This is a genomic window from Arthrobacter sp. MDT1-49-2 (assembly GCF_059090185.1).
Map to the genome: position 1 here is coordinate 81659 of NZ_JBNHFK010000001.1, position 19419 is coordinate 101077.

Here is a 19419-nt window from a genome sequence, read left to right on the forward strand (position 1 = left end):
GACAGGGCTCCATTGCAATTGGGCTTCGAATGCGGATAGGTTCGGAGCTACCAGCAGAGCCGCTGACAGCGGTACGTCTTCGTTCGGGAGTGTCTTTTGAACCTCAAGCCTCTGACAGAAGCCGAGCGCACCCTGGCCCGGGAAAAAGCCACAGCGGCCCGGGCCGTCCGCGCCGACATCAAGTCACGTATTAAATCCGGGGACCTCTCCGTTGAAGAAGTCATCCTTTCGCGTTCCCGCGAGGAAGCGGTGAGCCGGCTGAAAGTGATGGATCTGCTCCGCGCACTGCCTGGTGTCGGGGAACGCCGCGCAGCTGGAATAATGGCTACGGTAGGTATAGCCCCTACCCGCCGGGTCCGGGGACTGGGAGTGCATCAGCGCAAGGCGCTGATTGAGCTCCTGGATCAGCATTGAGGCCCGGCACCTTCAAAGAAACACCGAGTGAATGAGGTTTACGTGTCGCAACCGCGGCTGACAGTTCTGGCAGGTCCAACCGCAGTTGGCAAGGGCACTGTATCCACCTATATCCGGGACAACTATCCCGAAGTCTGGCTTTCCGTATCCGCCACCACCCGGGCTCCCCGTCCCGGCGAGGAAGACGGTGTGCACTACTTCTTCGTCAGCGCCGAAGAGTTCGATTCCATGATCGAACAGGATCAGATGCTGGAATGGGCCGTAGTCCACGGCCGTAACCGCTACGGCACTCTGCGCCGCACCGTTGAGGCCGCCATGGCCGAGGGCCGCAGCGTCCTCCTGGAGATTGACCTGCAGGGCGCCCGGCAGGTAAAGAAATCCATGCCGGAGGCAAATTTCGTCTTCCTGGCCCCGCCCACGTGGGACGAAATGGTCCGACGTCTGGTCGGACGCGGCACGGAAACGCCCGAAGAGCAGCAGCTACGGCTGGAAACAGCTAAACTGGAACTTGCTGCCGAGTCCGAGTTCGATCACACCGTCATTAATGATGACGTCAAGCGGGCTGCAGCTGAGCTTGTATCACTCATGGGAATCAGTCCGCGCCAGCGCTGACAAACCGCGAATCCCGTTCAAGAATTTTGGAGAACCCTGTGTCTGAAGGCATCATCAACCCGCCGATCGACGACCTGCTCGAAGCAGCCGATTCCAAGTACGCGCTGGTCATCTACGGTGCCAAGCGTGCCCGCCAGATCAACGCCTACTACTCCCAGCTGCACGAGGGCCTCTTCGAGTACGTCGGCCCGCTGGTGGAAACCAAGCTGAACGAAAAGCCGCTGTCCATCGCCCTGCGCGAGATCAACGACGGCATGCTGGTGGTCCGCCCGAGCGAGACCGCCGAATAAGCAGCGGCAGTTCACCGGGGGAAGGCAGCAGCGTGCGCATAGTTCTGGGGGTGGGCGGCGGAATCGCCGCCTACAAGGCTGCGTCGCTGCTGCGGCTTTTTACCGAGGCCGGGCACAACGTCACTGTTGTTCCGACCGAATCCTCCACCCGGTTTGTCGGGGTTGCCACCTGGGAAGCGCTGTCCGGCAACCCCGTGTCCACATCCGTATTCGACGACGTGGACAAGGTCAACCATGTGCGCCTGGGCCACGAGGCAGACCTGATCGTGGTGGCTCCCGCCACCGCCGATCTGCTGGCCCGGGCCGCAACAGGCTCCGCGAATGACCTGTTGACCAACACCCTGCTGATGGCCCGCGGGCCGGTGGTGTTCGCCCCGGCCATGCATACCGAAATGTGGGCCCATCCCGCCACCGCCGCCAACGTGGCAACGCTGCGCAGCCGCGGCGCCGTCGTGATCGATCCGGCGGTGGGCCGGCTGACCGGCAAGGATTCCGGTCCGGGCCGTCTGCCCGAGCCGGAAACCATCTTCACCGCGGCCCTCGCTGCCGTGGATGAGGCCGCCGCAGGTACGTCCGGAGAACTGTCGGGCCTGCTATCGGGCAGCACGGTCACCGTCACGGCCGGCGGAACCCGTGAGCCCCTGGATCCGGTCCGGTTCCTGGGCAACCGCTCCTCGGGTAAGCAGGGCACAGCACTGGCCGAAGCGGCGCTGGCCGCGGGGGCGCGGGTGCGCCTGATCGCTGCACACATGGACGTTCCGGCGCCCGACGGCGCGGAACTGGTCCGGGTGGAAACAGCCTTGGAACTGCGCGATGCCACGCACAAGGCTGCAGCCGACTCCGACGTTGTGATCATGGCCGCTGCCGTCGCCGACTTCCGCCCCGCAGAGGTGGTCGAGACCAAGATCAAAAAGAGCGACGACGCCGCCGACCCCGTGATTACCCTTGTGCGGAACCCGGACATCCTCCAGGAGCTGGTGCAGGCCCGGGGAACCGGAACCACACCGGCCCTCATCGTCGGATTTGCTGCCGAAACCGGCGACGCCACCACGGATGTGCTGGAATACGGCCGCCGGAAACTCGCCCGCAAAGGCTGCGACCTGCTGGTCCTCAACCAGGTCGGCAAATCACTGGTCTTCGGCCAGGACCAGACCGAAGTGAGGATTCTCTCACCGGCAGAACCCGCCGGGTCCGCCGGTGAAAGCGCAACAGGCAGCAAATCCGAGGTTTCGGTACGCATCATCACCAGGATTGCCGCCGAACTCGCCGCCCGGCGGCCCTGAGGGGACCGGGCACGCATCCGGCGGTTCCGGGAGTGTCCGAGCCGCCCGGTAGAGTAAATGCTGTGACTTCTACTTCCGCCATTTCCAAGACGCAGTCCAACCTGCGCCTTTTCACCTCGGAATCCGTCACTGAAGGCCACCCGGACAAAATCTGTGACCAGATCAGTGACGCAATCCTCGACGGCCTGCTCAAGGTCGATCCCGAATCCCGGGTAGCCGTCGAAACCCTCGTAACCACCGGCCTGGTCCACGTTGCCGGCGAAGTGACCACCGAGGGATACGTCGAGATCCCGCAGCTGGTCCGCGACACCATCCTGGACATCGGCTATGATTCCTCGGCCAACGGCTTCGACGGCGCCCGCTGCGGCGTGTCCGTCTCCATCGGCCAGCAGTCCCCGGAAATTGCCTCCGGTGTGTTCAACTCGCTGGAGAACCGCACCGGCAAGGTCGAGGACCCGTACGACGCCCAAGGCGCCGGGGACCAGGGCATCATGTTCGGCTACGCCAGTGACGAGACCTCCGTCCTGATGCCCACGCCTATCTGGCTGGCGCACCGCCTCTCCGAACGGCTCACCGCCGTCCGCAAGGACGGAACGCTGCCCTACCTGCGCCCGGACGGAAAAACCCAGGTCACCATCGGCTACGACGGAGACCGCCCCGTATCGGTGGACTCCGTGGTGGTCTCCACCCAGCATGCCGCCGAGCTCGATCTCGAGCAGCTGCGCGCCGACATGGCTACCCACGTCATCAGCCCCGTGCTGGCGGGCACGGACCTGGATGTTTCCGACGTCCAGCACATCATCAACCCCGGCGGCCCCTTCGTGATCGGTGGTCCTGTGGGCGATGCCGGCCTGACCGGACGCAAGATCATCGTGGACACGTACGGCGGCTTTGCCCGCCACGGCGGCGGAGCATTCAGCGGCAAGGACCCGAGCAAGGTGGACCGGTCCGCTGCCTACGCCATGCGCTGGGTGGCGAAGAACGTGGTCGCCGCGGGCCTGGCCCGGCGCGCGGAAATCCAGATTGCCTACGCCATCGGTATGGCCCGCCCCGTGGGTATCTACGTGGAGACCTTCGGCACCGAGACAGTGGACCCGGCCCGGATTGCCGACGCCGTACAGGAGGTCTTTGACCTGCGGCCGCTGGGCATCATCAACGGACTGGACCTGAAGCGTCCCATCTACCAGCGCACAGCCGCCCACGGCCACTTCGGCCGCGAGGATGAAGGCTTCACCTGGGAGCGCACGGACAAGGTCGAGGACCTCCGCAGCTACTTCAACGTCTAACACCGCCATGGCCGCGGATCGCTCCGAAGAAGCCGTGCAGCTGTCCCTGCTGCACGGCTTCGCGCCGTCCGCCAAGCCAGTGGGCAAGACCCAGCCGGCGTCCGCACTGCCGATTGCCCGGGTGCTGCTGGACTCGCCGCTGCCCCACCTGGACCGGCCCTTCGACTATCTGGTCCCTGCTGAACTCGACGGGGACGCGGTGCCGGGGGCCCGGGTCAAAGTCCGTTTCGGCGGACAGGAACTGCCGGGCTTCATCACCGAACGTACCGCTGAGGCGGATACCGCCGCCCGGCTGATGCCGCTGGGCAAGGTGATCTCTCCCCAGCCGGTGCTCACGCCCCGGATCCTGCGCCTCGCCGAGGCCGTTGCCGCCCGCTACGCCGGCACCGTGCATGATGTGCTGCGGGTGGCCATCCCGCCGCGTGCCGCCCGGGTGGACAAAGAGTTCACCGCCGAGGCGCGGGCTGCCGCAAAGCTTCCGAAAAGCACCGCCGCGGCAGGTACCCCCGACGGAACCGACGCTTCCGCCGTGGCGGCAACTGCCGCGCCCGGCCCGGAGGGCGCCGGCGTGAACCCGTTCGCCCGGTATCCGCACGGGCCGCGTTTCCTCACCCATCTCGCCGCAGGCCACAGTCCTCGGGCTGTGTTGTCTTCGCTGGGCGGCTACGGACCGCGCGACTGGCCGGCGGAAGTGGCCGAAGCAGTCCGGTCCACCCTGATCTCAGGACGGGGTGCCGTGGTGGTGGTACCCGACAACAAGGATCTCGCCCGGGTGCAGGCAGCACTCACGGCCCGCATCGGCGCGGATGCTTTCGTCCGCCTGACTGCCGAAGACGGTCCTACCCCGCGGTACCGGAATTTCCTGCAGCTGCTGCACGGGGATGTCCGCGTGGCCATCGGCACCCGATCGGCCGCGTACGCGCCGGTGGCGGATCTGGGACTGGCAGTGATCTGGGATGATGCCGATGACCTGCACGCCGAACAGCGGGCGCCGTATCAGCACGCCCGCGATGTCCTGTTGCTGCGGGCTGAACTGGAAGCAGCGGCACTGCTCCTGGCGTCCCATTCGCGCAGTACGGAGGCGCAGCGGCTGGTAGCGAGCGGATGGGCGGCGGGCATCGCCGCGGAACGCTCCACGGTCCGTGCTTCTGCGCCCCGGGTGGTGAGCACCGCTGATTCCTTCACCATGGAGCGGGACCCGCTGGCGGCCAGGGCACGGATACCGCACACCGCTTGGAAGGCGGCCCAGGACGGGCTGACCCGCGGGCCGGTACTGGTGCAGGTGGCCCGCACCGGATTCTCACCGGCACTGTCCTGTCAGGACTGCCGGGAACCCGCCCGGTGCCGGAACTGCTCGGGTCCGCTCGGACTGGCCAGCCGCAACGGCACCCCCGGCTGCCGCTGGTGCGGCCGGCCCGAGCCGATGTGGCACTGCAGCAACTGCGGGGGAGTCCACCTGCGCGGCTCCACTGCCGGAGCCGGGCGCACAGCCGAGGAACTTGGCCGGGCCTTTCCCTCCACCACGGTGATCTCGTCCGCCGGGGACCACATCCGTGCCGAGATTCCCGATGCCCCTGCACTGGTGGTGGCCACTCCAGGTGCGGAGCCGGTGGCGGCGGGAGGATACGCGGCGGCCATCCTGCTGGACGGCAATGCGATGCTGTCCCGGGAATCCCTGCGGGCCGGTGAGGATACGCTGCGGCGCTGGTTCAGCGCGGCGGCACTTGTGCGCCCGGCAACTGAAAAGGGGCTGGTGGTGGTCACCGCAGATGACAGCACCACCGTGGGACATCTGCTGCGCTGGGACCCCGCAGGAGCAGCCGAGCGGGAGTTGGAGCTGCGGCGAGAACTCGGGTTGCCGCCTGCCGTGCGTTATGCCGAGCTCACAGGCTCCAGGGAAGGCCTGGATGCCTTTATTGTCCGGCTGGACCTGCCGGAAGGTACCCGCACCGTGGGTCCGGCACCGGTGGAAGAAACCGCAGCGGCGGGAGCAGGCGCCAAGGAGGTCCGGGACGGCCAGTTAGGCGGTGCCGGCGGGCGGTTCCGGACACTGCTGTTCTTTCCCTATGCCGCGGCACCGGCCGTCACGGCTGCCCTGCGTTCCACGAAGGCGGCCGCATCGGCTCGGCGTACCGGAGATCCGGTCTATGTGCGGGTGGACGGGACCGACGTGCTGTAGGTCCGCTGCGCGCGCTACAGGAGCTCGAGCAGCACCGCCGAAGCGCCCAGCAGGGAGAGCAGTGAAAGCTGTGCAACGCTGCCCAGCCGGGAGAGCCTGCCCAGGAGTCCGCGGGGCACGCCGTGGATCATCCAGCCGCGGTGGTTGATGGTAGGAATTCGCACCGGTAATCCCTCTTTCCTGCGAAGAAAAAATCGGTTAATCCCCAGTATCGCGCCGGGAAGCTGCCGCCTCCGAATCCGCCGCCGGTGACCTTGACCACCTGATGCGCGCAGACGCCAACGGGGCCCGGGAAGCATCCCGGACCCCGTTGGTGCCGCTTGTTGCGCTACGTCCGTTTGTTTCGCTACGCGGACACGGCCTCACGCTCGGACTGGCTGTCCTGCGTGATTGCCGAGCCGTCTGCCGGCGCCGCCTGCACCGCGATCTTCCGCGGCTTGGCTTTTTCGCTGACCGGAATGGTGACGCTCAGGACACCGTTCTCGTAGCTGGCGGAGATCCTCTCGGTGTCGAGGCCCTGGCCCAGGTTCAGCTGGCGCAGGAAGGAGCCGCTTTCCCGTTCACGGGTGAGCCACTTGACGCCCTCGGCGCCGTGCAGGGTGCGCTGGGCGCGGATGGTCAGCAGCTGGCCGTCAATGTCGACATCGATGGAACCGGGATCGATGCCCGGCAGGTCGGCGGCCAGGATGTAGTGGTCGCCCTGCCGGTAGAGATCCATCGGCATACCGCGCAGGGTGCCTTCGCCCCGCAGGGCCTGTGCCATCCGGTCGAGTTCCTGGAACGGATCAAACTTCATAGCCATGTCGTATCAACTCCTCCATTCGATCGCTTGTGACAAGCGTTGTTGTGGCGATTGTTCCAAAGTTGAGTCGGTACCACTCAACTTCCGGCAGCAGATTAGCACTCTCGGTGGGTGAGTGCCAACTACTTTTTTCGCGGTGGATGTTGTTCGCCTGCCCGGCGGACAAGGTCCTGTACATCTCCGGGATTTCCACGCCACGGGGCGCCGTGTCCCGGCAGCACCCAGCCGGCCTCCACTCCCGCCAGGCGGCCCAGGGACTCAAGGGCCGCCGAGGGGTCATCGGTGAACGGTGCCGGCTGAATGCCCGTCCGGCCGGTCAGCACGCTGCGCGTGGTCAGCGCATCCCCAACGAAGACGGCGTTGGCGCGCGGTACGTGGACGGCAATGCTGCCCGGGGAGTGGCCGGGCAGGGCGATGACCCGGGGCGCCCCGGGCAGCGGGAGAACGTCTCCGTCAGCGACCTCGGTAACCTCTGTGAGGTATTCCGGGCGCCAGCCGCGCTTCCGGAGCCCGTAAAGGAGGAACTGCATCAGCGGGAGGGGTTGTAGGGAACCCATGGCGACTTTGGGCTTGCTGCTGCCGCGCGCCCGGGCCGCATCGAGCGAGTGCAGGTAGACCGGCACCCCGGTCTCCCTGCACAGTCTTTCGGCGAAGCCGATATGGTCGCTGTCCCCGTGTGTCAGGACTGCACCGCGTACATCGCCAAGGGAGCGGCCCATCGCCTGCAGTTCGGTAAGCAGATCACGCCAGTGCCCGGGCAGCCCGCTGTCTACGACGGTAACGCCGTCCTCCGTGTCCACCAGATAGGCAGCCACTATGTCGTTGCCGATGCGGTGCAGATGCGGTCCGAGTCTCACTGGGGCTCCCTCAGCTGAAGTGGCGGGTGCAGCCGTGCTTCGGATCAGGCGGCATTTCCCGCTGCTTCGGCATGTTAGGCGTTGGAGGTACTGCAGGTAAGGGTGGAACGGCGAAGCGGGCGTGCCCGGTGGGCCAGCCAGTCGTACACCAGCCGGGCCGTGTACCGCCCGTGGATCCGCAGGACGGGGCTCGCTTCGACGTCGGGCTGGCTGCCCCAATGGATCATGTAGTTCAGCAGTGCTGCCAGCAAGGCATCGATATAGGCGTCCGGCACGTCCCGGGTGAGGACGGACCGGCGCAGCCAGGCGTCGGCGTCGATGCCGTCCGGCCGGACGTAGGGCAGCACCCCCGCCCAATCGATCCAGGCCGCGCCGGTCCCCAGGAAGTTCCAGTCGCAGAACAGTGCCTGGCCGCGGCTGATGAGGATGTTGTCGGCGCGCAGGTCGCCGTGGATGACGGCGTCACCCGCCAGGGCCTCGGGGCACAGTTCCAGTGCGGCCTGGAAGCCGCGGGCCTCCTCCGCGCTGAGCCCGGGCAGGAACCACGGGGGCTCACCGCCGTCGGCCACCGGTGCGAACCGGCTCGGTATCAGGGCCATATCCTCCGCCACCGATGTGCCGCCTTCGGCCCGGGGGAAGTCCGCCAGCAGCGCTGCGGACGTGACGCAGGCGGATTCCACGGCGGCAACATCGGCTTCGGTCCAGGGCTGGCCGGGCATCCGCCCCGGGACGGCCTCGTACACCAGCACCTGCCAGTCCGTGCCGTCAACCGTCAGCCGTTCGGCGCTGCGCAGGGCCGGCATGGGCATGCCGGGGTGCATCAGCGGCACCACCTGGGATTCGCGGAGATAGGAGGGGTAGATGAAGCTGTCTGTCGCCGCGGCGGCCTTGGCGAAGATGCGGTCCCCGTGTCCGTTTCCCAGCACGGCGGCGAAGCCTGGCGTGAATCCGCCCCCGGCCGGTTCCACGAGTGATACCGCGCCGCCCAGGGACGCAGCAATGGCATCGCGGACGGCGGCCGGCAGCCGGTCCCAGGGGAGGCGGCGGGCGGTGCGGCGGTAATCGGGCGGAGCCGGGTCTTCGTACATGGGGGCCAGCCTAGTGGCGGGACCTGGCGGGGACCGTAGGACACGCTGCCCCGATCCGGGTTTGGTTGTGCACAATTGAATCGTGCCCTAGGGTGGCCGGATGAACGAATCGCTGCAGCGCCAGGTGTGTTTTTCGCTGTACTCCGCCTCCCGGGCGGCCACTGCGTTGTACCGCCCGATGCTTGAGGAACTGAACCTGACCTACCCGCAGTTCCTGGTGATGACGCTGCTCTGGGAACAGGACGGCCAGAGTGTGAGCGATCTGGGGCACTCCCTGGAACTCGACTCCGGCACGCTGTCTCCGCTGCTTAAGCGCCTGGAAGCAGCGCAGCTGCTGCAGCGCCGCCGCGCCGTCGAAGACGAGCGGCGGGTCCATGTCTTCCTCACGGACACCGGACGTGCCCTCGAGCAGAAATCCCGTGACCTCCCTGACCGTGTGGCCGCGTCCGCGGGCCTGGACCCGGAGGAGCTGCGCAGCCTCCAGGACACCCTGGCCAAGGTCAATGCGGCACTGCGCGGGTCCGTGGTCAAAGGCGACCAGTAAGTTTCCCGATCGATCCCGACAGATAGGTGTGTTTTGATGAGCAACCATCCCCAAACCGGCCGCGAAATCCAGCTTGCTTCCCGTCCCGAAGGCTGGCCGGCTGAGGAGAACTTCCGGCTGGCGGAGGTGCCGATACCCGAACTGCAGGACGGCCAGGTCCTGGTCCGCAACCTGCACATGTCCGTGGACCCCTACATGCGCGGGCGCATGAATGACGTGAAGTCCTACGTTCCGCCCTTCAAGCTCGATGCCGCGCTTGAAGGCGGCGCCGTCGGTGAAGTGGTGGAATCCCGCTCCGACGCGCACAAGCCGGGCGACAAGGTGGTCCACTGGCTTGGCTGGCGCGAGTACGCGGTCCTGGATGGACGCCGGGCACGTGTGATTGATACCGATCTGGCCCCGGCCAGTGCGTACCTGGGCGTGCTCGGCATGCCGGGGGAGACGGCCTACAGCGGCCTGATCAAGGTTGCGGAGTTCCGCGAAGGGGACGTGGTGTTCGTCTCCGGTGCGGCCGGTGCCGTGGGCTCACTGGTGGGCCAGATTGCCAAGGTCATGGGCGCCAAGAAGGTTATCGGCAGTGCCGGATCGGCGGAGAAAGTCCAGCGGCTGCTGGATCTCGGGTTCGACGAAGCCTTCAACTACCACGATGGCCCGGTGAAGGACTCCCTGAAAAAGGCTGCCGGCGCGGACGGCATCGACGTCTACTTTGACAACGTCGGAGGCGAGCACCTGGAAGCGGCGCTTTCGGTGATGAACAGGGGCGGCCGGGTCGCGATGTGCGGTGCCATTTCCGTCTACAACGACAAGGGTGCCGCGTCCGGCCCGCGCAATCTGGCCCTTGCCATCGGCAAGGAAATCACCCTGCGTGGCTTCCTCGTCGGCAGCTACAGCCAGTATGTGGACGAGTTCAATGCCCGGATGGCCCAGTGGCTGCGCGAAGGCACGGTCAGCTATGACGAGACTTTCGTCGAAGGCTTGGAAAACGCCCCCCAGGCCTTCATCGACCTGATGAAGGGCGCCAACAAGGGCAAGATGATCGTGAACGTGGGCTGACGCAGCAGTAGTACTGCGGCTAACTACGGACGACGACGGCGGCGGCCGGGGAACAGGCGCACAGCCTCCCCGGCCGCTGCCATCAGCTGGCGGGCAGAGACATCCCAGCCGTAGTCGGCCGCGCGGCGGACCCCCGCCTCGGAGGCCTTCCGCCACCGGTCCGGTTCAGCCAGGGCGCGCACGGCGTCGGCGAATTCGGTGGGGGAGTCCGGATCAACCAGCAGTGCAGCGCCGCCGGAAACCTCGCGGAAAATCGGAATATCGCTGGCGACCACGGGGGTGCCCACCGCCATCGCTTCGATGACCGGCAGCCCGTAGCCCTCGGCCTTGGACAGGGTGACCAGGGCCGTTGCGCGCCGCAGCAACCGGTCGTATTCCTCATCGCTGACGCCGTTGTGGAACCGGACGGCGGCACCGTCCGGCACAAGTGCCTCCAGCTCAGCGCGCCGATCATCGCTGATCCGGCTGAGCAGGTGCAGCGTGAATCCGGGCAGCTGCTCCATCCCCCGAATCACGGTCTCTACGTTTTTGTACGGCATGAAGGAGCCCATGTACAACAGGGACGGTTCCGCCGGAACATCCGGTTCCCTCGGCGTCGAACCCTCCTGCGGGGCGTTGGCCACCATCCGGACCGGGCGCCGGGTGAGCCGGTGCCGGGCCATCAGCCCGCGGGTGGTTTCGCTGATAGTGGCCACCACGTCCGCACGGTTCAGCAGCAGCCGCTGCGGCCAGTACGCCAGGTGGTACAGCCGCCACAGACCGCGCACGGGCAGCGGCAGGAACCCCGGCGGTGTGGGGTTCTGGTAGTAGATCAGATCGTGCAGGGTGAGGATCAACGGGTACCTGCGCCCCCAGCTGCCCATGGTCTGCATCGGTGAAAAAACGGCGTCGGCCGCCAGCCGGTTAATCCGGAAGGCAACGAACAACTCGGCTGGAGAGAGCGGGCTGTTGATCTTCACCCACGGCAGGTCCGGCAGCAGGGCGAGCTGGCGCTCGTCCGAAATCAGCATCAGCACGTCGGCATGCTCACTGACCGCCTGGATCAGGCTGGCGCCATACCGGCTGATGCCGTCATGGTGGTCGGTGCGGGTGAACCTGGCATCCACTGCCAGCCGCATCCTCATGAATGCCTCCGGTCCAGGAAATCCTCAATGGCTGCCGCCGCCTCGGCCGGCTTTTCGTAATGCACCAGGTGCCCCACACCGGAGAGCATGACCAGTTCGGCATCCGGGACAGTCCGGGCCAGATGCTGCTGGCCCCGAACCGAACCGATGTCATCCAGTTCGGCGGCCACCAGCAGAACGGGCATGGAAAGCCGGGCTGCCACGTCCCGCACCGTCTCGGAGATGGATGCCCGGAAGGCGTCAAGAACCACGGTGCGGTTGGCGAAGGCGCTGAAGTAGGCGTCGTGCTGGCCGTGGATCCACCGGCGCAGCTGCGGGTCTTTGGTCTTGGCCATCAGCATGCTCATGCCGCGGACAATCAGCGGACTGCGCAGGAGAGCCATGCCGGGTTTCTCCGGCAACGCGGCAGCGGCCCGGTAATACAGTTCCGCGGCCTTGCTGGTAATGGCCTTCGGCCCTTCCAGGGCGGGCTCGCAGATGGGGTTGACCAGTACCAGCTCACTGATCAGTTCCGGGGACTCAGCGGCAACCCGGGAGGCAATGATGGACCCGAACGAGTGTCCCAGCAGGACTGTGTCCGAGCCGAGGCCCAGTTCGGCCATGGCCGTGCGGACAAAGCCGGCATAGGCAGGCACATCATGCCGCCCCGGCAGCGGGCTGCCTTCGCCGAAGCCGGGCAGATCGGGCACGAGCACGCGGTGGCGGGGGAGGGCCTCGACGATACGGAGCAGGCCGTGGTGGTCCCCCCGGAAGCCGTGGACCATAAAGATCGCCGGAAGTCCGTCGTCGTCGGTGCTGTCCGCGGCGCGCGTCTCCGCCGGAGCGAAGTCCCAGCACCGCTGCGCCGTTCCCGCAACCGTGATGGAGCGGACCACAGCGGTCCGTGAGAGCGGCACGGGCACGGCGGACGACGCCGGGTCCGCCATGGTGCCCGGCATCAGTTGACCTCGTCCGGGTGGGATCCGGAGCGCTGCCCCCGGTCCAGCCCGTCAATGGCGGCTCGCTGGTCATCGGAGAGTTCGAAGGAGAAAAGATCCAGGTTGCCCGCGATCCGCTCCGGCGTGCTGGCCTTGGGGATCACTACGTTTCCCGCATCCACGTGCCAGCGCAGGATCACCTGGGCAGGGGTGCGGCCCAACTCCGCCGCGATCCGCAGAACCACCGGATCTTCAAGGACGGCTCCGCGGCCCAGCGGGCTCCACGCCACCGTCTGAATGCCCAGGCGCCGGTGCAGGCTGCGCAGCTCGTCCTGCTGCAGCCAGGGATGAAGTTCAATCTGGTTTACCGCCGGAACAACACCGGTTGCCTCCAGCAGCTGCTCAAGGTGGGCGGGCTGGAAGTTGGAGACGCCGATGGCGCGGACCCGGCCGGAGGAATAGAGCTCCTCCAAGGCCCGGTACGTGTTCACATACTCGCCGCGCTGGGGGCAGGGCCAGTGGATGAGGTAGAGATCCAAGTAGTCCAGGCCCAGCAGGGACATCGAAGCATCGAAGGCCCGCAGCGTGCTGTCGTAGCCCTGGTCCGTATTCCAGACCTTGGAGGTGACAAAAACATCGCTCCGATCGGCACCCCCGCCGGCGACGAACGCGCGGACCGCCTCGCCCACGCCTGCTTCGTTGCCGTACAGCGCCGCCGTGTCCACATGGCGGTACCCGGCGGTGAGGGCCTCACTGCACAGTCCGGCGGCGTCCTGGGAGGGGACTTTGTAGGTGCCGAAGCCGACCTGGTCCATGAGGACGCCGTTATTGAGCGGGATTTTGGGTGCCGGCTGCATAGGACGACTTTACCGACGTACCGGCGTCACGCTGAAATCCCGCACTGACTACCTGTTTCATTCCCATAAGATTGGCGCCCCGACAAACAGGTCGGCTAAGGTGATGGCGCTTCTTGCAAAAGATTGGTTGCATAGAAACCAAGAGTCCGCACTCCCGCTTGGGTTGTTGACAGATACGAATGATCGGAGGAGTCGATGGTGACTCTGGGTGAAGTTTTCATTAGTGAGTTGGCGGGTACCGCCATTCTCATCATTCTTGGCTGCGGCGTTGTTGCCAACGTGGCGCTGGCCAAGACGAAGGGAGCCGGCGGCGGCTTCCTGATGGTCAACTGGGGCTGGGCAATCGGTGTGTTTGCCGGTGTTTACGCTGCCGCTCTTTCAGGCGCGCACATCAACCCCGCCGTGACCGTGGGCCTGTGGGCCAGCGGCGCCGATGAGTATGCCCCCGGAGTCGAAGTTTCCTTCGCCGCAACGCTGGTGTACTTCGCCGGACAGATGGTCGGCGCGATGATCGGCGCCTTTGTTGCCTGGCTCGCTTACAAAAAGCAGTTCGACGACGAACCCGACGCCGCCAACATCCTGGGCGTCTTCTCGACCGGTCCGGCCATCCGTTCCTACGGCTGGAACGTCGTGACCGAGGTCGTGGGCACCTTTGTCCTCGTCTTCACCATCGTCGCCTTTGCCGGTACCCCGTCGGGCCTGGGCCCGCTGGCCGTTGCGCTGGTCGTTCTCGGTATCGGTGCCTCCCTCGGCGGCCCCACCGGCTACGCCATCAACCCGGCACGTGACCTCGGACCCCGCATCGTCCACGCCCTGCTGCCCATCCGCAACAAGGGCAACAGCGACTGGTCCTACTCCTGGGTTCCGGTTGTCGGTCCGCTCATCGGCGGCGCCCTGGGCGGTCTGCTGGGGGCTCAGATTCCCCTTCCGGCCCTTCCGCTGTAACTCTCCCGGCCGTAGCCCGGCCACACGTCTAAACCCCCATTCAAGGAGCAGAACCAATGCCTGACAATCCCAGGTACATCATCGCCATCGACCAGGGCACTACCAGCAGCCGGGCTATCGTGTTCGACCACGACGGAAGCATCGTCTCCACCGGGCAGAAGGAACACGAGCAGATCTTCCCGCATGCGGGATGGGTCGAGCACGATCCGCAGGAGATCTGGACCAACGTGCGCGAGGTCGTCGGCACCGCACTGTCCAAGGCCAACCTGACCCGGCACGATATCGCAGCGGTGGGCATCACCAACCAGCGCGAGACCGCCGTTGTCTGGGACCGCAAGACGGGCGAGCCGGTCTACAACGCGATCGTCTGGCAGGACACGCGGACGCAGCCGATCGTCAACGAACTGGCCAAGGAAGGCGGCCTGGACCGCTTCAAGGGCACCGTCGGCCTGCCGCTGGCAACGTACTTCTCCGGCACGAAGATCAAGTGGATCCTGGACAATGTCGAAGGGGCCCGCGAGCGGGCCGAGGCGGGGGACCTCATCTTCGGCAACACCGATTCCTGGATCGTCTGGAACCTGACCGGCGGCCCCGACGGCGGCGTCCACATCACCGATGTGACCAACGCTTCCCGCACGCTGTTCATGAACCTCGAGACGCTGACCTGGGATGACGAGATCCTCAAGGAATTCGGTGTTCCGAAGTCCATGATGCCGGAAATCCGTTCCTCCTCCGAGGTTTACGGCCAGGTTGCCGGTTCGCAGCTGCTGCGCGAAACCCCGGTCGCCGGCATCCTGGGTGACCAGCAGGCCGCGACCTTCGGCCAGGCGGCCTTCGCCAAGGGTGCCGCCAAGAACACCTACGGCACGGGCTGCTTCCTGATCTTCAACACCGGCGAGGAGATTGTCCGTTCCGAGAACGGGCTGATCACCACCGTTGCCTACCAGCTGGGTGACGCCAAGCCGGTCTACGCCCTGGAAGGCTCCATTGCCGTCACCGGTTCCCTGATCCAGTGGCTGCGGGACAACCTGGGCATGATCGACAGCGCCCCGGAAATCGAGGAGCTGGCCCGCAAGGTGGAGGATAACGGCGGCGTTTACATCGTTCCGGCATTCTCCGGCCTCTTTGCGCCGTACTGGCGTTCCGACGCCCGCGGTGCCATCGTCGGCCTGACCCGTTACGTGAACAAGAACCACATTGCACGCGCTGCGCTGGAGGCCACCGCCTTCCAGACCCGCGAGGTCCTTGATGCCGTGAACGCCGACTCCGGCGTGCCGCTGACCGAGCTGCGCGTTGACGGCGGCATGGTGGCCAACGACGAGCTCATGCAGTTCCAGGCCGACATCCTCGGTGTGGACGTTGTCCGCCCGAAGGTCATCGAGACCACCGCCCTGGGTGCCGCCTACGCTGCCGGCCTGGCTGTCGGATTCTGGAATGACACCGATGAGCTGGCCCGGAACTGGGATGAAGGCAAGCGCTGGAGCCCGCAGATGGAAGCCTCCGAACAGGAGCGCCAGATGCGCCTGTGGAAGAAGGCAGTCACCAAGACCTTCGACTGGGTTGATGAGGACGTTCAGTAACGCACGGTCCTAGCCTGCGCCGGACGGCGGCAGGCGGACGCAGAATGCCCCGGCGGATATCCGCCGGGGCATTCTGCGTCCAGGGGCGGTCCGTCACAATCGGCGCGTCGGTTGGCGGCCCCGGGACAGGTTCGGTAGCGTTCGGTCAGCATCAATGGTGATGCAGATCACAGAAACAGGTAGAAGTGTCTTCCGAATCAAATACAACACCTACGGCGCTTCCCGTCGCCGTTATCGGCGCCGGGCCCAGCGGGCTCGCAGCCATGCGTGCACTGGCAAAACAGGGACTGGACTTCGTGGGCTTTGAACAGCACACCGAGGTGGGCGGGCTGTGGAACATCGACAACCCGGCCAGTACCGTCTACGAGTCAGCGCACCTGATCTCCTCCAAGTCCACCACGCAGTTCAGTGAGTTCCCGATGCCGGAGGGGACACCGGACTATCCCGGGCACCGTCACCTCCAGGCCTACTTCACGGACTATGCGAAGCACTTCGGGCTGACCCACCGCATCCGGTTCGCCACCACGGTCACGTCGGCGGTCCCGTCAGGGGAAACCTGGACCGTCAGCTGGAATGGCCCCGAAGGATCCGGAACCGGCACCTTCAGCGCTGTGATGGTCGCCTCCGGCACCCTGCATGAGCCGTTCGTTCCCTCCTTCAAGGGACATTTTGCCGGCGAAATCCGCCACTCCGCCCGCTACAAGAACGCCCGGGAACTGGCCGGCAAGCGCGTCCTGATAGTGGGTGCGGGCAACAGCGGCTGCGATATAGCCGTGGACGCCGTGCATCATGCCGCGGCCGTGGATATCAGTGTCCGCCGCGGGTACTACTTTGTGCCCAAGTATGTTTTCGGCCGCCCCACGGACACCCTCAACCAGGGCCGCCCGCTGCCGCGCCCGTTGAAGCAGTTCCTCGACAAGCGGCTCCTGCGGATGTTCACCGGCGACCCGCAGCGGTTCGGATTCCCGAAGCCGGACTACCGTATCTACGAGTCGCACCCCGTGGTGAACTCCCTGGTGCTGCACCACCTGGGACACGGCGATCTCCGGGTCCGGGCGGACATAGACCGGCTGGACGGGCACACGGTGCATTTCCAGGACGGCACGTCGGGGGAGTACGACCTGATCCTGCTGTCCACGGGGTATGTGCTGGACTATCCCTTCCTTGCTCCTGAACTGCTGGGCTGGACCGGCCCGTCACCGTCGCTGTACCTGAACATCTTCAGCCGGCAGGCACCCAACCTGCTGGTGATCGGCATGGTGGAAGCCTCCGGCCTGGGCTGGGAAGGCCGGTTCCGGCAGGCCCAGCTCGCCGCTGCCTATCTTGCCGCCCAACGCGACGCCCCGGCGTCGGCGGAGCAGTTCACCCTACGCATTGCCGGGCCAAGCCCGGACGTCACCGGCGGGTACCGCTATCTCGGCCTTGACCGGATGAGCTACTACGTCAACAAAGACGCGTACCGGGCCGAGCTGGACGCCCACCTGCAGCAGTTGGCTGCGCCGTCGGACGCCGCGGCACGGGAGACGGTGAGTGCCTGATGTCCATTGACGACGTCGTTCTGAATTTCACCCCGGGATCCCTGGTGATCCTGAACGTGGTCCTGGCGGTCATCATCCTCGGCATCGCCCTGGAAGTCCGGCCGGCCGATTTCCGGACCGTGCTGCGCAGCCCGAAGGCGGTACTCGTGGGCATAGCCGCCCAGTACCTGGTGCTGCCCGCCGTCACTGTGGGGCTGGCGCTGCTGCTGAACGTGCCGGCGTCGATCGCGCTGGGCATGATCCTGGTGGCATGCTGCCCGCCCGGCGGAATCTCCAACGTCCTGACGCACCGGGCCCACGGCAACGTGGCGCTCTCGGCATCCATGACTGCCGTGTCCAACCTGGTGGCCATCGCGGTGATGCCGTTGAACGTAGCCCTGTGGGCACGGCTGAACCCCGGCACCGAATCCCTGATGCGGGAATTCTCGCTGGACCGGTGGGAAATGCTGATCCAGGTCCTGCTGATCATCGGGCTTCCCTTCGCGCTCGGGATGCCGCTGGCCCGGCGTTTCCCCCGCCTCACCGACAAGGTGCGGCCCTGGGTCCAGCGCATTGGCCTGATCGCCCTGCTGGTCTTCATCGTCTCGGGCACGGCGAGCAACCTCGGGCCGCTGCGCGAACACCTGGGCACGATCTTCCTGGTGGTACTGCTGCACGACGCCGTAGCCTTGGCCGTGGGCTATTGGACCGCGGCGGCAGTCCGGCTCGACGAGCCCAGCCGACGGGCCTTCGCCTTCGAAGTCGGTGCCCGGAATACGGGCCTGGGGCTGGGCCTGACCCTGACCTTCTTCGCGGGTCTGGGCGGTATGGCCATGGTTGCTGCGTGGTGGGGCATCTGGGACATCCTGGCCGGTCTCCTGCTGGCCGCCTGGTGGCGGCGCCGGGACGCCCGGGCAGGCAGATCCGCTGCCCGGCCGCCGTCGGCCGAACCGCCCGCAGCCGAACCGCCTGCCGCGGCAACGAACGGAGCCGACCGATGACCCGCGTCTGCGTGACGGGCGGCAACGGTTTCCTGGGCAGCGCCGTGGTGGGCCGGCTGGCAGGCCACCCGGACATCACCCATGTGCTCAGCCTCGACATCCGCGAACCGGCTCCGGAACGGCGGCTCGACGACGTCGACTACGCACTGGCGGACGTCTGCTCACCGGAGGTTGCCCGGCTGCTGGAAGAACACCGGATAGACACCGTGGTGCATCTGGCGGCCATTGTGAACCCCGGAAAAACCACCACCCGCGAACAGGAATACCGCGTGGACGTCGAAGGGTCACGCAACGTCCTGGCCGCCTGCATTGCCGCCGGCGTTCAACACGTCATCATTTCCTCCTCCGGGGCCGCCTACGGCTACCACCCGGACAATTCCCCCTGGCTGACCGAGGCCGATCCGATCCGCGGGAACGACGAGTTTGCCTATTCGCAGCACAAACGCCTGGTGGAGGAGGAACTGGCCCGGGTCCGCGCCGAGCATCCGGAACTGAAGCAGACTGTTTTCCGGATCGGCACCATCCTGGGGGAGCGGGTCCGTAACCAGATCACCGCCCTGCTGGACGCCCCGCGGCTGCTGCGCGTGGCAGGCAGCGAGTCACCGTTCGTCTTCGTCTGGGACGAAGACGTTGCAGGGGTGATGGTGCAGGCCGCTGTCACCGGACGCAGCGGGATCTATAACGTGGCCGGCGACGGCGCACTGACGGTCCGGGAGATCGCGCAGCTTCAGGGACGGGGCACCATCACGGTTCCGGCGCCCGTGCTGGCGGCGGCGCTCTGGCTGGGCAGCAGGCTCCGGCTGACGGTGCACGGCCCGGAACGGGTACGGTTCCTGCGCTACCGGCCCGTGCTGGACAACACGGCGCTCAAAGAGGAGTTCGGGTATACCCCCGGCCGCACGGGCAGGGAAGCGTTCCTGGCGTTCCGGGCGGCACGCGAAGCCCAGGACGCCGGCGGAGCCCAAAAAGCCGGCCGAGCCCGGGAGGCCCGGGGGCGCCGGAACGCGGCTGCGCGGTAGGCGGGTTCCCCGGTAGACGAAGCCGCAGTGCCGGGGAACAAACGCTACCCC

The 19419-nt window shown here is 66.4% G+C and carries 20 protein-coding genes; 13 read left to right on the forward strand and 7 right to left on the reverse strand.

Translation table 11 applies throughout. The features are described 5' to 3' along the window. Positions 1-96: 96 nt before the first annotated feature. The 6 genes from mihF to AC5RTS_RS00405 all read left to right on the forward strand — a co-directional run bounded on the left by mihF (position 97) and on the right by AC5RTS_RS00405 (position 6064). Positions 97-414, forward strand: a complete 318-nt coding sequence (mihF, locus tag AC5RTS_RS00380) for an integration host factor, actinobacterial type (protein ID WP_493990102.1) — start codon at positions 97-99, stop codon at positions 412-414. 27 nt (positions 415-441) lie between these two features. Continuing rightward, the gene (gmk, locus tag AC5RTS_RS00385; protein ID WP_493990103.1) at positions 442-1026 is read left to right on the forward strand and encodes a guanylate kinase; all 585 of its coding nucleotides are present in this window, start codon (positions 442-444) and stop codon (positions 1024-1026) included. 26 nt (positions 1027-1052) lie between these two features. Continuing rightward, on the forward strand, positions 1053-1316 hold the full coding sequence (gene rpoZ / locus AC5RTS_RS00390) for a DNA-directed RNA polymerase subunit omega (protein WP_227911473.1): 264 nt from the start codon (positions 1053-1055) through the stop codon (positions 1314-1316). Next, a complete protein-coding gene (gene coaBC, locus AC5RTS_RS00395; RefSeq protein ID WP_493990477.1) occupies positions 1313-2599 on the forward strand; it encodes a bifunctional phosphopantothenoylcysteine decarboxylase/phosphopantothenate--cysteine ligase CoaBC in 1287 nt (428 codons plus the stop codon). The genes rpoZ and coaBC overlap by 4 nt, the downstream gene beginning before the upstream one ends. Before the next feature lie 62 nt (positions 2600-2661). Then, the gene (gene metK, locus AC5RTS_RS00400) at positions 2662-3885 is read left to right on the forward strand and encodes a methionine adenosyltransferase (RefSeq protein ID WP_493990104.1); all 1224 of its coding nucleotides are present in this window, start codon (positions 2662-2664) and stop codon (positions 3883-3885) included. 7 nt (positions 3886-3892) lie between these two features. Then, entirely contained in the window at positions 3893-6064 is a 2172-nt protein-coding gene (locus tag AC5RTS_RS00405; RefSeq protein WP_493990105.1) for a primosomal protein N', read from the forward strand. Positions 6065-6078: 14 nt separating this feature from the next. Here the strand turns inward: AC5RTS_RS00405 and AC5RTS_RS00410 are convergent, their stop codons facing one another. The 4 genes from AC5RTS_RS00410 to AC5RTS_RS00425 all read right to left on the reverse strand — a co-directional run bounded on the left by AC5RTS_RS00410 (position 6079) and on the right by AC5RTS_RS00425 (position 8811). Beyond that, complete coding sequence (locus AC5RTS_RS00410) at positions 6079-6228, reverse strand: hypothetical protein (RefSeq protein ID WP_493990106.1); 150 nt, start codon at positions 6226-6228, stop codon at positions 6079-6081. Positions 6229-6410: 182 nt separating this feature from the next. After that, positions 6411-6866 carry an Hsp20/alpha crystallin family protein gene (locus AC5RTS_RS00415; protein ID WP_493990107.1) on the reverse strand — a complete coding sequence of 152 codons (456 nt, stop codon included), beginning with the start codon at positions 6864-6866 and terminating at the stop codon, positions 6411-6413. A gap of 122 nt (positions 6867-6988) precedes the next feature. Beyond that, positions 6989-7723, reverse strand: a complete 735-nt coding sequence (locus AC5RTS_RS00420) for an MBL fold metallo-hydrolase (RefSeq protein ID WP_493990108.1) — start codon at positions 7721-7723, stop codon at positions 6989-6991. A 74-nt stretch (positions 7724-7797) separates the two neighbouring features. After that, the gene (locus AC5RTS_RS00425; RefSeq protein ID WP_493990109.1) at positions 7798-8811 is read right to left on the reverse strand and encodes a phosphotransferase family protein; all 1014 of its coding nucleotides are present in this window, start codon (positions 8809-8811) and stop codon (positions 7798-7800) included. Between the two features lie 100 nt (positions 8812-8911). Here AC5RTS_RS00425 and AC5RTS_RS00430 point away from each other — a divergent pair, with 100 nt between their 5' ends. After that, positions 8912-9355 (forward strand): MarR family winged helix-turn-helix transcriptional regulator, encoded by a 444-nt coding sequence (locus AC5RTS_RS00430; protein ID WP_493990110.1) that lies wholly within the window; start codon positions 8912-8914, stop codon positions 9353-9355. A 36-nt stretch (positions 9356-9391) separates the two neighbouring features. Then, complete coding sequence (locus tag AC5RTS_RS00435; protein ID WP_493990111.1) at positions 9392-10408, forward strand: NADP-dependent oxidoreductase; 1017 nt, start codon at positions 9392-9394, stop codon at positions 10406-10408. 23 nt (positions 10409-10431) lie between these two features. Here AC5RTS_RS00435 and AC5RTS_RS00440 read toward each other — a convergent pair whose 3' ends face one another. Genes AC5RTS_RS00440 through AC5RTS_RS00450 form a run of 3 tightly spaced genes read right to left on the reverse strand, consistent with a single transcriptional unit; the run spans position 10432 to position 13306 of the window. Beyond that, positions 10432-11526 carry a glycosyltransferase family 4 protein gene (locus AC5RTS_RS00440; RefSeq protein WP_493990478.1) on the reverse strand — a complete coding sequence of 365 codons (1095 nt, stop codon included), beginning with the start codon at positions 11524-11526 and terminating at the stop codon, positions 10432-10434. A 2-nt stretch (positions 11527-11528) separates the two neighbouring features. Continuing rightward, complete coding sequence (locus tag AC5RTS_RS00445) at positions 11529-12470, reverse strand: alpha/beta fold hydrolase (RefSeq protein WP_493990112.1); 942 nt, start codon at positions 12468-12470, stop codon at positions 11529-11531. Then, on the reverse strand, positions 12470-13306 hold the full coding sequence (locus AC5RTS_RS00450) for an aldo/keto reductase (protein WP_493990113.1): 837 nt from the start codon (positions 13304-13306) through the stop codon (positions 12470-12472). The genes AC5RTS_RS00445 and AC5RTS_RS00450 overlap by 1 nt, the downstream gene beginning before the upstream one ends. 198 nt (positions 13307-13504) lie before the next feature. Here AC5RTS_RS00450 and AC5RTS_RS00455 point away from each other — a divergent pair, with 198 nt between their 5' ends. The 5 genes from AC5RTS_RS00455 to AC5RTS_RS00475 all read left to right on the forward strand — a co-directional run bounded on the left by AC5RTS_RS00455 (position 13505) and on the right by AC5RTS_RS00475 (position 19368). Beyond that, positions 13505-14251: an MIP/aquaporin family protein gene (locus AC5RTS_RS00455; protein WP_493990114.1), complete on the forward strand. Its 747-nt coding sequence runs from the start codon at positions 13505-13507 to the stop codon at positions 14249-14251. 56 nt (positions 14252-14307) lie between these two features. Further along, positions 14308-15831, forward strand: a complete 1524-nt coding sequence (glpK, locus tag AC5RTS_RS00460) for a glycerol kinase GlpK (RefSeq protein WP_493990115.1) — start codon at positions 14308-14310, stop codon at positions 15829-15831. Positions 15832-16016: 185 nt separating this feature from the next. Further along, positions 16017-17369 (forward strand): flavin-containing monooxygenase, encoded by a 1353-nt coding sequence (locus AC5RTS_RS00465; RefSeq protein WP_493990116.1) that lies wholly within the window; start codon positions 16017-16019, stop codon positions 17367-17369. Beyond that, the gene (locus AC5RTS_RS00470) at positions 17369-18349 is read left to right on the forward strand and encodes a bile acid:sodium symporter family protein (protein WP_493990117.1); all 981 of its coding nucleotides are present in this window, start codon (positions 17369-17371) and stop codon (positions 18347-18349) included. The genes AC5RTS_RS00465 and AC5RTS_RS00470 overlap by 1 nt, the downstream gene beginning before the upstream one ends. Next, positions 18346-19368, forward strand: coding sequence for an SDR family oxidoreductase (locus tag AC5RTS_RS00475; RefSeq protein WP_493990118.1), 1023 nt, complete (start codon positions 18346-18348; stop codon positions 19366-19368). The genes AC5RTS_RS00470 and AC5RTS_RS00475 overlap by 4 nt, the downstream gene beginning before the upstream one ends. Positions 19369-19419 lie beyond the last annotated feature (51 nt).